This window comes from Planctomycetota bacterium (genome assembly GCA_016207825.1).
Lineage (GTDB): Bacteria > Planctomycetota > MHYJ01 > JACQXL01 > JACQZI01 > JACQZI01.
Map to the genome: position 1 here is coordinate 1 of JACQZI010000003.1, position 13990 is coordinate 13990.

A 13990-nucleotide genomic window follows, 5' to 3' on the forward strand; every position below is an offset into this window, starting at 1 on the left:
CTCCCAGCTGCCGGAATCCTTCCTGACATATTGCAGCTGGTTATTGCCGTTATAAGCTAATGTAGTTATGTTGCCGGCAGGATCAATTAATTGGTTGATTAGTGAATTAGCATTATAGTAAACAGAAATGACACGGTTGCCGTCAGGCAAAGCTACAGAAGCCAGAAGCCCTGCATTATACGTGCAGGTAATGGCATTGCCGCGCGGGCATTGGATGTTTGTGAGCAAGCCGCCGGAATTGAAATAATATTTCGTCCGGTCTTTTGCCTGTAAGACATAACCCGTGCCGGTATCGGTCAGGACCACCTGCGGCAATCCGTAAACAGGGTAGGATTCATAGACGTAGTCGTTATTGATATCGTCAAAGGCGATTTTCCTGCCGGAGCCATCCACCCATGCCAGCACCGTATCCGAGATAACGGCTTCTATGCGCTGGTTAAAGGTATGCGTCCATTTGGGGCCTAAAGGACCGGTTGTATTCTCCGCCGCGCTGTTATAATAAATAGAAATATTATGCGGGACTGAATTTACCGGATTAATATTAGTGATATCCAAATCTATATTCAGGTTACCGCTGGTGACATTGACGGATGAGCCGACCGGAATAGCCGCGGTAACGCCGCCGGGCAAAGCCTCGCAAGGCGAGCAATAACCGCGATGGAGCGGCAGGACCATAATGGTGCCGGGATGCCCGTTTTGGGCGGAAGCCGAACCGTGGTTTCCGCCGGAAACAGAAAGGTAGGCATCCGGATGTATATGAGAGCCGAATATTTTGATACGGCCGCCCCCGCCGCCGCCTCCACCGTTATTATTACCGGAAGCCGGTGCGCCGCCATTACCGCCATAGGCCAGGAGTTCCGCGGAGCTATTTACATAGACTTTCATCGCGCTAATCATGATGCCGCCGCCCGAGCCTCCGCCGCCGCCTGCAGTTGGGGTGCTGTTTACAATGATGCCATCCTGCCCGTTATTTCCGTAAGCCCAAATTTTGCCGTCAACGGTTACGATATTTCCGGCAACCAGTATCGCGATGCCGCCCATTCCGCCGTAAGGGTCTTTATATAAAGGGGGAGGGTCGGGAGGCAGGGGCACATTGCCGCCTTTTGAGCCTTCGGCAATATCCATAAAATATCTGGTGCCGCGCGTCCCGCCGCCAGAGCCTGAGTAGCCGCCGCCGTCGCCGCCTTCACCGCCATAGCCGCCGCCACCGCCGCCCACAGTATAATTCGGGGCATCAGCCCCTTTGGTCGAGGTGGAATCCGTCCCTCCGTATGCCAGATCGGTCACATCTATCTTGCCGGTCGAGGTGAGGAGGATATCCATGGCGCTATTTATTTCCACGATGCCGCGTGAGATGCCTTTGAGCGTGCCGGAAATCACCACGTCATTGGCATCAATCCCCATTCCGCTGCCGGATTGGAAGCTGATTGTTACGGAAGGGTCAATAGTAAACTGGCCAATGCCGTAATGTTCACCGCCGATGGTGGTATTCGTGTTAAGGGTCCAATCCTGCCCTTCGTGGTCGCCACCCAGGAGAATATCCCATGGTTTTATATATAAGGAGAAATCCATCCCGTCCGTGGCAGAAAGATTATCGGTTACACGGATACGGAAATTATAAGTCCCTGAAATAGTCGGCGTGCCGTATAGCTCGCCGGTTGAGGAGTTTAAATTAATGCCGGGCGGAAAACTGCCGCTTATCTTCGACCAGGTGTAGGGAGCCTGCCCGTTGGTCGCGGTAAACGTTTGCGAATAGGCGGTATTCTTTAAGCCGTCCGGGAGCGGGGTGGTTGAAGTAATAAACAGGGTGGAAACCCAGGGGAATTCGATATCGTCTATCTTATAATATGCCTCACTGCTGGTAGTCGTTTTGTCCGCAATCCAGGTAAATGTGTGCACACCACGGGCGATGGAATAACTTACCTGCGCCCAGCCCTGGTCGCTCCATGAACCCTTAAGGACACCATCGATATAGAATTTCAATGAGCCGGTGCCATAGCCGGATTGATAGCGGTAAAAACTGATATTCCCGGCAGTGCAGGGACGGGTGAGGTTTAAATCCCACGAACCGGTGATATAAGATAAGAGGTAAACCTGTGCACCCCAGGTATCCTGGTAGCCGGCAGATGCATTAGCTTCCCAACGGGCAAGCCATGTCCAGGGGAACTTGGTCAAGGTGCCGGTCTCAAAGTTTTCGCGATACATGGTTTTCACGGCACAATTAATCGGGAATGAGCCGTTTACCGAACTGGCTCCTCCTCCTAATTCATTGGCGCTGACATCAGATGATGAGATTATCTTTGCCTGATAAGTAAAGGTCGTCAGGCAGGTCGTAACCATATCATAACACATCAGCATATTCAGGGAGGAGCGGGCGTTTATGGTGATGCCGAGATTGCTGAAGAGAATCGTGCCGTTATCCGCAGTAAATACCTGACTCGTGCCTAATTGCGATTCGCCACCATCCAGAATTCCATTACCGTTCGTATCCTGGTATAGTTTGGCTGAGGCAATATCCGTGTATTCGTTGCCGGTGCCTGCACCGGTGAATTTGAGGGAGTTAAGGACCTTGCCGACGGGACCGGTGGAGCAGGTGATTTGCCCTGCCACTTTAGCCGAGCCGCCGATGGGACGGGATGCATCTGCCGCACCGACGGCAATGCCCATAGCCGGATCTTCCGGGAATGTGATGTAATCTATTTTGTAGGTTGCATCATCGCCGGTGGATGATTTACTCGCCCGCCACTTGAAAGTATGGGTGCCGGCGGTAACCGTGTAAGTAACCACGCCCCAGCTAACATTCTGCCAAGAGCCTTTTTGGACGCCATCAATGTAGAAAATAAGGCTGCTGGTGCCGTAGCCGTATTCATAGCGGTAAAAGGAGATATTGCCTGCCGTGCAGGGCATGGTCACCCAGAGGTCCCACGAGCCGGTGACGTATTGCTCGCAGTAGACCTTAGCGCCGTAAGTGGAGTTGTATCCGGCGCCGGAGACGACTGCCCAGCGACCGTTATTCTGCCAGCCGAATTGGGAAAAGTTACCGGTCTCAAAATCCTCTACAGAGGCAAAGGCAAAGGCGGGGAACACCAGAACGCCGAGCATGACCCAGAAAACACCAAGTGCTGCTCTCATTTTACGGTTTGGCATAAGTATTTCCTTTACATAAAAATTAATATGGTTAATATCATAGCAAATATCGTGCCAACTTTCGAAAAAAATCGCGATTATTTCGATCGACCTAACTCCAGTAAAATAGCAGGTTAGAAAATGAATGGCATTTTAAAAATGTAATATTACGCCAATATTGTGTCTAAAAGGACACAAATGTGTCTTTTATACCCACAAATAATATTAATGTTAATATAATTGTATTATAAGAAAATCAATAGAGGTAAATAAATGAATTCGTAAAGTTAGAACCACCTGTAAAAAACGTGAATTTTTCCTGCCCCTTTTTGCTTACCATGCAGTATATACATAGTAATATGCTTATTTGTGGTAAAAACTGAATCAGGCGGAGAGTGTTATTTTTCCTTCCGCCTTCTGGGGCGGGGGGTCTGTTCCGGCTGCGGTGCCGCTGAAGAATCTTTATTGCGGAAAAACTTGTCCTCGAAAGTAAAATCCACCAGGCTTTCGTAGACCTCGTTTTGCTCCTCATCCCACAGGTCGTACCTTTTCCAGACAAATTCTATGGATTTCCTTATCGCCGGATGGTCTTCCAGCCATTGTCCTTCACGGTGCAGTGCCTTAAGGGTCTCGTAATTCTCCTTTACCCAGTATGGATGAATATATAAGATGGTCACCACATCCGGGTGGGCTTTCAGCCACTTGACATTTGTGAGCTGGGCATCCGGAAACTTCTCTTTAATTTCCCCAACTGCCTTATTTTGCCTTTCCCGAAAGTATTCAAGCTCTTCTTTTTTAAGTTTCTTACATTCTTCCGCGGTCAGGAACGCATCGCCATCGACATCTGCCTTTTTGAATGCTTCTTCATCAATAAAATACCCAAAGTCATTTTCCTCATTCTTAATTTCATCGTTGGTAAGGCGTCCATCTTTATCCTTATCGGCCTTATCAAACCGCTCTTTCCAGTAAAGCTCGTCATAAACGGCTTCTTTCATTTCCGTAACGGGTTTGGCTTTTCCACGGACGGCATCGAGTATATCGGAAATGTCACACCAGCCGCCGTCTTTCTCACGCGCTTCAAACCACATCGGAAGCAATTCCTCGCGCTTTTTCAGGAGTGCTTTGCATTCGCCTTCATCAAGACGGCCGTTTTCATCCTCATCGCCGTGCTTCAGGAGGAATTCGGACTGCTTTTTCCGCATATTATAGGCGTAATAAACGATTTCCTCGTATTTTTCCTTATCCTCGGTGCGGAGCTGGTTATAGACTCGGGAACGGATTACTGCCATGAACCTGGGCGGTTCTCTCTTCCTCATCGCCAGCATGGATTGCTTTTCTTTCTGATATTCCTCTTCCGAATCGGCGTCTTCCTCGGCGCGCAACATTATGCCACCGCCAAGCGCCAAAATGAAGAGAATAAACGCAAACAACGAAAACCATATTCTATTCATAAAATGTTTCAATATAATATATAACACCCCAACTGGTTAAAGGTTGCGTAAAATAGTGCCCTGCCCCCGCTTAACCCATATAACATATCTCCCTCAAGTCCCCCGACGTGATTGTCGGGAGACATTTGGAAGAAAAATATCGTCCGCTTACTTCGGCGCTTTAGGGATAAAGTTTTCTTTCATCATCAGTTCTGTTTCCTGCCGCGCCTTTTTAATCATTTTCTCGGCATTTTTCAGAAGCTCTTCCCGACTGAATTTAAGGCGCGCCACGCCCTGTTCAATTGCCTTCATGCCGACCGCGGCGGCTTCGCGCGGGTAAACTTCCCAATCCGCCATCGTGGGCAGTAAATGGTCTTCGTGCATATCCTTATCCTCGGCGCATTTGGCAAGCTCACGCGCGGCTTCTATGCACATCTCATCCGTAATAGTTTTGGCACGGACATCAAGCGCTCCGCGAAAAATGCCGGGAAACCCGAGCGAGTTATTGACCTGGTTGGGGAAATCAGAACGCCCCGTAGCAACGATCCTGGCTCCGGCCTCCTTGGCTTCCCACGGCCATATTTCCGGAATCGGGTTAGCGCAGACGAAGACTATGGCGTCTTTAGCCATCGTTTTTATCCATTCCTTTTTTATGACGTCGGGGCCGGGCTGGGAAAGGGCAATCAGGACATCCGCGCCTTTCATGGCTTCCGGAATCCCGCCTTTAAGGTTTTTCGCGTTGGTCAACTGGCACATCTCCCATTTTTCCTTGTAATCTTTCTGGACATCCTTGCGATCGCGGTTTAGGGTGCCTTTGCTATCCAGCATAATAACCTTTTTGGGGTCAACGCCTGCCTTGATAATCATGCGGGCGATACAGATATTGGCGGCGCCGGAGCCGACCATGGTGATTGCGACCTCGTTCATCTTCTTGCCGACCAGCTTTACGGCATTAATTAGGCCGGCCAGCGTAATGGCGGCCGTGCCCTGCTGGTCATCATGCCAGACCGGAATATTCATCTCTTTACGGAGGGTATCGAGTATTCTGAAACATTTGGGCTGGGCAAAATCTTCAAGATTTATCCCACCGAAGGAAGGCTCAAGGTGTTTCACGGTCTTAATAATTTCATCCGGGTCTTTCGTGCCCAGGCAAATCGGGAATGCATCCACTCCGCCCAGGTATTTAAAGATAAGGGCTTTGCCTTCCATGACCGGGAGGCCTGCTTCAGGTCCGATATCGCCCAAACCCAGGACGCGGGTGCCGTCGGAAATTACGGCAACGAAATTGCCTTTATTGGTATGCTCAAAGACCTTTTCCGGGTGCGCCTGGATATCTTTACACGGGGCGGCGACACCCGGCGTATACCAAATGGCAAAATCGTCGACACTGCGAACGACGCATTTGGGCAGGACTTCAATTTTCCCTTTATAGAAAGGATGCAATTTCATCGCATCTTCAGCCGGTTTTTTAGCTTTGGCAAGCAGTTCATCCTTGGTCAGTTTCTTTTCTTTTACTGGCATAATAACTCCTTTCAAATATTATAAAACTCCCAGGATTTCCCGCGGGGTGATGACTGTGCCGTCAGTTTTGTGATAAGGGATGATTCCGATTTTCCCCCTGATAAAACGCCTGATTTCGCGTTCGAGCTGTCCCTGGTTCATTTCCGGAACGACAATCCGTTTAACCTTTTTGGGCAATGCTTCAAGCGCTTTGGCGCCGAAAGGCCAGAGCGTCTTAAAGCGAAGGAGACCAACATGCTTCCCGTTTCCCCTTGCCATGTTTACGGCACGAAGAGCGCTGCGCGCAGTAAAACCATAGGCGACCACCACGGTATCCGCATCGCGTGTGTAATAGGTTTCCCACTCGGCGATTTTATCCGCGTTATCGGAAATCTTACGGCAGAAACGGCTGACAAGTTTGGAATGCGCGGTGGGCGATTGCGTCCTGCGATAACCCCATTCATCGTGGGTGGAACCGGTAACCATCAGCCCCCTGCCCTGCCCGAAAGCGGGCATAGGAACAGGCAGGCAACGTTTACCCTGCATTTCCGAAAAGACAGGCGACTTTGATTTCTTGGCGCGCGGCGTAACCTTTAGATTTTTAGGAAGGGCGACATTTTCCTTAAGGTGCCCGATTGCGGCATCCGATGCCAGAAAAACAGGAAGGCGGTATGTTTCCGCAAGGTTAAAAGCGCGTATGGTAAGCTCATAGGTTTCCAAAACCGACCATGGGGAAAGGGCAATTATTTCGTAATCTCCTGAAGCGCCCCAGCGAAGCTGCATGACATCCCCGCTTGCCGGCTTGGTCGCCTGCCCGGTGGAAGGTCCGGCGCGCTGGACATCCACGACCACGCAGGGCGTTTCGGTCATGATGCCGTAGCCGATATTTTCCAGCATCAGGGTCAATCCGGGCCCGGAAGTGGCGGTCATGGCTTTAGCGCCCGCCCAGCTGGCACCGATAACCGCGGCGATTGAGCCGATTTCATCCTCCATCTGGACAAAAACCCCGCCGAGGCGAGGTAATTCGCTTGCCATCTGCTCCATTATCTCGCTGGACGGGGTTATCGGATAACCCGCATAAAAGCGGCACCCGGCATAAAGGGCTCCGCGAACGCAGGCTTCGTTGCCTTGTAATAACATAAAAATCCAAACGCCTGAAAGCCCGTTACCCCAAGCTTAAGACTTTTTCAGCGCCTGCTCGAATATTTCCAGGGCAATATCAATATCTTCCTTGGTTATAATAAGCGGCGGGCTGAACCTGATGGAACTGTCACCGCATCCCATGATAATTAAACCATGCTTGAAACAGTAATTGACGATACGGGAGCGGCGGTCCGGATTTTTCGCCCGGGTCTTTTTGTCCTTGACTATTTCCACGCCAATCATCAATCCCTTGCCCCGGACATCGCCAATAAATTTGTATTTATTCTTAAGGGAATTAAGCTCTTTCATGAAATAATCGCCCATTTTACGGGCATTTTCAACCAGGCCGTTTTCCAAAAGCTCGATGGTCTTCATAGCGGCCGCGCAGGCAACCGGGTTTCCGCCGAAGGTATTGGCATGCGCGCCAGCGACCCATTTATCCATAATGCTTGCCTTGGCGACAATGGCGCTTAAAGGCATCCCGGAAGCGATGCCTTTGGCAATGCAGGTAATATCCGGGACGACTTTCCAGTGCTCAGCGGCGAACATCTTGCCGGTACGGCCCATGCCGGACTGGACTTCGTCAACGACAAGGAGAATGCCGAATTCATCGCAAAGTTTCCGCAAGGCAGGCAGATAATCCGGAGGAGGAACCACGTAGCCGCCTTCGCCCTGGATGGGCTCGATAATTAGCGCGGCCACTTCTTCAGGAGGAACAGTCTTATTAAAAAGGACATCCTTCAAGTAATTCAAACAATAGAGGTTGCACTTCGGGTGAGTCAGGTTAAAAACACACCGGTAGCAATAGGGATAGTTAATATGGGTAACTTCGGAAAGCAGCGGCGCGTAATAACGGCGCTGGACTATTTTACTGGAGGTAATGGAAAGAGCAGCCATAGTCCTGCCGTGGAAAGCGCCGATATAACCGACATAACGCGGGCGGCGCGTGGAATAGCGGGCCAATTTCATGGCGGCTTCGACCGATTCCGCACCGGTATTTGCCAGGAACGCCTTTTTGGCCATATTGCCGGGCGTGATTTGGGCAAGCTTTTCCGCCAGATCGGATTGATGATGGTAATAAAAATCCGTGCCAATCATGTGAAGAAGTTCTGCGGACTGTTCCTGGATTGCCTGGACGATTTCCGGATGGCAATGGCCGGTATTGCAAACGGCGACTCCGGCGGTAAAATCGAAATACCGGTTGCCGTCTTCATCTTCGATAGTCATGCCATAACCGCGTTTCGCCACCAGGGGATACGCCCTGGTATACGACGGGGAAATGTATTTTTTATCCTTGGCTAAAACCTTTTTCGCCATCGGGCCAGGGGGAGCAACCACAATCCTGGGTGATTCTCTTTCGGTCATATTCAATCCTCCATCTCTCATGGGCCAGGACTATAGTCCAAGCCGCAACTCTTCTATAAAACACCCTGACATGATTTATTTGCCTCTTATTATAAACCTAAAATACCGCCGAAGACAAGAAAATTAGGTCAAAAGCGGATTTTGGCAATCAGTGAAATTCATATCAATCCACGTCAAGATTTAAAGCGTTTTTATAAAGAATAATTACTTGCCATCGCCAAAACCGTAGCCCCCCACCAAAGAGCGTAACCTGACCGTACAAAGGACGTATCCCGACCGTACGAATGGCGTATCCTGACCCTACAAAGGGTGTATCCCGACCGTAGTAACTATGGCTACCATCCCTACCAAGAGCGTATCCCGACCGTACAAAGGACGTATTCCGACCGTATGAATGGCGTATCCTGACCGTACAAAGGGTGTATCCCGACCGTAGTAACTATGGCTACCATCCCTACCAAGAGCGTATCCCGACCATACGAATGGCGTAACCTGACCGTACAAAGGGCGTATCCTGACCCTACAAAGGGTGTTTATATAGGGTAGAGAGGGGGGGTAGTGGTCTGGAAGGCGAAAAATCTCTCCAATCCCTTATAAATCAAGATGATACAAATTATGATTAGCCATAACCCCTGCCAAATTCGGACTTAGAGCGTATTTTATACCCATTGTTTGTCAGATTGTCATGCCAGAGGCAGATTCGCCTGTTTCGGCGAACCTTTCCGCCTTTAACGAGACCTCGCCTACGGGCTGGCATCCCTGTGGGACGGGAGGCTCACTAAAAGCGACAAGTTCCGCATGATACTTATGAAAGCTGTAAAAACCTTAACTACTGGTTCATGACATTTGAATTTAGTGGTACGGTTGTCTGGTTGCCCCCCTTTGATAAAACGGGGGTAAGGGGGGATTTTAAATCTCCTCTAACCCCTCTTTTTCACCTCGTGCCGAGCGCTCGGTGCGAGGCAAAGAGGGGAAAAGCCCTACTGCTAAAGACAATTGTCATATACCAATATGGATAGTCAACTTAAGCAGTAAAACGTCACCCTGAATTCAGAGGCTGGGTCACATCAGCCAAAATAGACCTCCTGCATAATAACCCCGCCGAGGCTTGGCGGGACGGCAATAAGATGACGGATTTTCAGCAGAACTCAACAGGCTATTTGATAATGCTTGCGTAAAATAGAAATAAGTTCATTGAAGTTTTTAATAGAATAGCGCGGTTTTGTTTTACCCTTAATCAAAGCATACTTATCCACTTTCCGGACAAGAACGGTTATCATGCCTATTTTATTAGGCGGATCGATATCAAGCAAAGGATGATTACCCACGTAAACGGCCTCTTCCGGGCTAATATCCAGTTCCGCACAAACGCGCTGGTATAATTTTGGGTTAGGTTTGGAAATGCCTATCTGGTCCGAAAGGAAAATCGCGGCAGGCGTCAAATACGGTAAAATCCCCAGGCGGATGAGTTTTTCCGATTGTTTTATTTCCAGCCCGTCGGAAATAATCCCGCGGATAAGGTCTGTTTTGGCCAAACGGCGCAACATTGGAATAACATCCGGGAAAGGATTAAGCGCGCGGAATTTGGTCTCGTGATAAGCAACCACTCCGGCCGCCACGATAATTGCCGGATTTACCCCCTCATAACAACGTTTAGGCACCCGAAGAAGCAGTTTATTGAAATGATGCTCATAATTCGAAGAAAACTCCCTGATAACCTCATCAAGCTCTTTTACAAGGGAAGCATGCGGGACATGCAAACCGGCTTTAATCATCGCGGATACGCTGTTTTTCCTGGCGCGCACGGCAAATTCAGAGGTGGAATGCAACGTATCGTCTATATCAAAGAAAACGGCTTTGAGCATTTATTGGAGGCAATTACTCTCGTTCTTTTTCTATTTCCGACAGTTCAATAATCTGCGCTTTCATCATGATGAGCAGATTTTGCTTATCGTCACTGTTAATCTCTCTGCGGAACAAAGACCCTATCAACGGGACCTTGTTTAAAACCGGAGTACCCTGTTTAGTGATCGTATTACGGCCTCTCTTTAATCCGCCCAAAATTATCGTCCCTTTATCAGGCACGACAACCGAAGTGCGGGCGCGCTCAATTCCCAACCGCGGCAATTGGATAAAGAATCCTGCAAAACCAGCATCAATCTGATCTTGCGGGATTTCTACGCCGTTCTGGAAGTCAAAATTCCTCATCGCTTCCAAAGATATCAGGGTTGATAAAGTATGCAAGGTGATATATTTGCGGTCATAACTCATCACCGGCATGACATCAAGAACGACACCCAGCTGAAGAGTATCCAGGACCGGGTCGTAAGCAAGGACACCGGCAATGGCATCCAGGTCGCGGATATAAGAACGCTGTTCAAGAAAAACGACATAAGAACGCTGGGCATTCAATGCGACTATTTTCGGAGAATTAAGCGAAATTACTTTCTGCTTTTTTTCCAGGGCGCGGAGGATAAAGTTCAAATCGTTCGTATCGTTCGGGCGGATTACGGAAATACGGGCGCCTACTCCTCCGGCGTTAGCCAGCCGTGAACCGCCAACAACCGCAGCGGGATCCTGAACACCACCAACGCTAAAAGGATAATCACCCCTGAACCTGAAATCAAACGTGGTATTACCGGACTGCCCGGCCGGGCGTGCAAACCCAGCAGCACCACCGCCAACCACTGCGCCGGCACCTGCGGTATCCTTTAAATTAATATTTAATTCTTCCAAAAAATCATCCGTTACGCCTAAAAAATTCGCATCAACCGCAATCATCGTGCCCGCAAATGAGCGCAATGTCTTCAAAAAATCATTCACCTCTTTTTGCGCCTGCAAGGTATGTATAACCATCAGCTTGTTAGAACCGATTTGTGTGATTCCGGTCCCTTTAATAATGTTATCCTGATTTTGACCGTCTTCCCAAGTGCCGTTGAAAACATTCTGCCGAATAAGGTTCATCAATTTATCCATTTCAAGAATCGGTTTTGTAGGAAGTTCGACCGGCGGAGGAACCGGGAAATTAACGCCTGCCGCGGTTTGAAAAGGGCTTTCCACGGAAGGCCCCTCAAAATTCTGGACCTGATACACCAAATCATCCACATGATAAACTTTTACCTGCTTTTCAGGGGTCGCTTCATCTTTTTTAACCACCCACAAAGCTTTATCACGGAATATATATGATAGCCCATATTGCTTTAAAGCCAGTTCAAGCGCATAATCCAGTGATGTATTAGTAAGGCTGAAACGTTTCCTTTCGGCAGTGATAGCCTCACGCGCATCCGCGCCGTAATAAATAGGTATATTATACCGCTGACCGATAAATTCCAGTTGCTCTTCAAGCCCGTGGTCATCATTGACAGTAATAGTATCGCGTGCGGTTTCCAAAGTGCGCTGCATTTCCAAGACATCCGGGTCTTCAGTTATTTTTTCTTCAATCAAGCCAATCGGTTCACGGCGCAAGGCTTTTTCCCATATTTCGGGATCATACTCGATAAAAGGCGAACTTGCATAAGGAATTAGGGCCTCATCAAACTCTTCCTGGAACATCTTCCAAGTCATTACCCGGCGTTTCAGGTAGTCAACCCTGGCTTCTTTATGCTGTGCATACTGGCAATCATTCTTAAGTGACTGTGCCGGCTTGAAAGTGGGCAGCAAAACCAATATTTTATCTGCCAAACGTTCCGCCTCTTTATAACGCTGTTCTTCGAAGTTTAAAACAGCCTCTTCAAACAGCCTTTTTATTTTCAAGTTGAATTCAGCACGCTGGCGTTCTTCTTCTTCCTTGGCAAGTGTTTCGGCGGCACGCCGTTGCTGGATAGACAGCATATCCTGCTGCACTTTTAAACGCTCCTGGGCGATTTTCAAACGTTCCTTGGCCTGTTCCCGGTATTTAGAAACCGTTTGGAATCCGTATGGGTCCCATTTCAATTTCTCCTCTATCGTTTCGTATTCGCTGATTGATTCCTTAAAATTTTCTTCCCGCATATATTCCTCGGCTTTCAGGAAGTGGTTGCGGATTTCTATTTCAATCTGCTGAACTTTTATTTCCAGGCGGTTCTGGGCATCCTCCAAAACGGTTTTATATTCGCCTGCCCTATCGCCGAAAAGGAGACGCCGCAAATCAATCAACAGTTTTTCCGCACCGAGGTGGTGGGGATCCAATTCCAAGGCCTTCTGGACATTATCAATTGCCTGCTTATAATTAGCCTCTTTATACAGTTTCAGGGCGGTTTCATAATATTGCTGTGCCATCACCTCGTTCTTCTGCTGTTCTACGTTCTTTTCCTTGACGCGTTCCACCAGGACAGCTTTCCAATCCAAACCTATCTGGGCTCCCTTGCCTTCCGGGCCGGAAGCAAACGGAAAGCCTTCCGAACTTACCGAATGTGGCGGGACTATCCCAAAAGATTCAGGCCCGTCGCATTTAATTCCGAAAAACTGGCCGCTCGGCGCCGTTGCGTTGATATCGCTTGTGATATAATATATTTTCGCCTCGGTCGTAACGGTTTGATCTTCAACATCCAACTCTGTAATTCCGTCTAAAAACGAGCTTTCCCCGATTTTCTTATCCGTTGCCGGGTCGAACTTGCCGTCGCCATCATCAGAATATATTTTTACTGCCGTAATGTCCAAATCACCCACGGTCCCGTTACGACCAAGTTTAACATCACTCCAAACAACATCTTTTTTTTCCGCTTTAAGGATCAGCCTAATCAAAGGCAAATCGGCCGAGCCCTCTTTCAAGTAAAGAGGGGATATATCACGCGCGCTCACAAGCAGCTTATCCACTGTAGGGTTTATCTTGCATGCTTTAGATGTGAAAGGGAAATTTTCAGTGGCTCTTATATCCAATGGGTCATTAGTCTGAAAAGCCGTTTCGCTGGCTATATTAATGCTAAAATCAACCCCGGTCTGTGCTTCCTTGCTCACCTCAACTACCAGGAAATATGATTTTAAATCTTTCCCGACAGGCGGCGCCGGTTTTATTTTTATTTCGGCCGCGCCGTCCTTAAAGGCGGAAATACCGATAACCTTATCCACGGACGCATCAAATTTACCGTCGCCGTCATCCTGATAAATGGAAATTGACGGGATATCATTATCGGAAGCACTTCCTTCCCGGCTTATTTTCAAACCATCCCAGATAATTCCGGACTGGTCTGTTTTAAGCGCCACGGAAATCGCCAGGAGCTTCCCGGTATCCAGGGAAATATTCGAAACCATCAAATCCTTAATCGCAACCGTGGTCCCCTTAGATTCTACGGGCTCCTCAAGAAAATCCCTGATATCAACATTTTCCTCCGTACCGCGGCATGAAATGAACGAAACCAGTAAAACAAAGATTACTAGAGCTAGGCAGATTTTATGCTGTTTCATAACATGGTCTCCTGTTTTTTATACAAATACCCGCTATCCGCTAA

The 13990-nt window shown here is 48.7% G+C and carries 7 protein-coding genes; all 7 read right to left on the bottom strand.

Going from position 1 to position 13990, the window contains the following annotated elements:
- The coding region (locus HY811_00305; protein MBI4833252.1) for a putative Ig domain-containing protein at positions 1-3147 on the bottom strand (3147 nt) is incomplete at its 3' end.
- Positions 3148-3524: 377 nt separating this feature from the next.
- Entirely contained in the window at positions 3525-4577 is a 1053-nt protein-coding gene (locus HY811_00310; protein MBI4833253.1) for a hypothetical protein, read from the bottom strand.
- Between the two features lie 147 nt (positions 4578-4724).
- Positions 4725-6077 (bottom strand): NADP-dependent malic enzyme, encoded by a 1353-nt coding sequence (locus HY811_00315; protein ID MBI4833254.1) that lies wholly within the window; start codon positions 6075-6077, stop codon positions 4725-4727.
- Between the two features lie 18 nt (positions 6078-6095).
- Positions 6096-7196, bottom strand: coding sequence for a 2-oxoacid:acceptor oxidoreductase subunit alpha (locus HY811_00320; protein ID MBI4833255.1), 1101 nt, complete (start codon positions 7194-7196; stop codon positions 6096-6098).
- Positions 7197-7232: 36 nt separating this feature from the next.
- Positions 7233-8564: an acetyl ornithine aminotransferase family protein gene (locus HY811_00325; protein MBI4833256.1), complete on the bottom strand. Its 1332-nt coding sequence runs from the start codon at positions 8562-8564 to the stop codon at positions 7233-7235.
- Positions 8565-9712: 1148 nt separating this feature from the next.
- Positions 9713-10429 carry an HAD-IA family hydrolase gene (locus HY811_00330; protein MBI4833257.1) on the bottom strand — a complete coding sequence of 239 codons (717 nt, stop codon included), beginning with the start codon at positions 10427-10429 and terminating at the stop codon, positions 9713-9715.
- Between the two features lie 13 nt (positions 10430-10442).
- Entirely contained in the window at positions 10443-13946 is a 3504-nt protein-coding gene (locus HY811_00335; GenBank protein MBI4833258.1) for a hypothetical protein, read from the bottom strand.
- Positions 13947-13990 lie beyond the last annotated feature (44 nt).

Excerpts from the sequence above, each read along its gene's own strand:
- HY811_00330 (MBI4833257.1), bottom strand. The coding sequence starts at position 10,429 with ATGCTCAAAGCCGTTTTCTTTGATATAGACGATACGTTGCATTCCACC.
- HY811_00335 (MBI4833258.1), bottom strand. The coding sequence starts at position 13,946 with ATGAAACAGCATAAAATCTGCCTAGCTCTAGTAATCTTTGTTTTACTG.
- HY811_00320 (MBI4833255.1), bottom strand. The coding sequence starts at position 7,196 with ATGTTATTACAAGGCAACGAAGCCTGCGTTCGCGGAGCCCTTTATGCC.
- HY811_00310 (MBI4833253.1), bottom strand. The coding sequence starts at position 4,577 with ATGAATAGAATATGGTTTTCGTTGTTTGCGTTTATTCTCTTCATTTTG.
- HY811_00325 (MBI4833256.1), bottom strand. The coding sequence starts at position 8,564 with ATGACCGAAAGAGAATCACCCAGGATTGTGGTTGCTCCCCCTGGCCCG.
- HY811_00315 (MBI4833254.1), bottom strand. The coding sequence starts at position 6,077 with ATGCCAGTAAAAGAAAAGAAACTGACCAAGGATGAACTGCTTGCCAAA.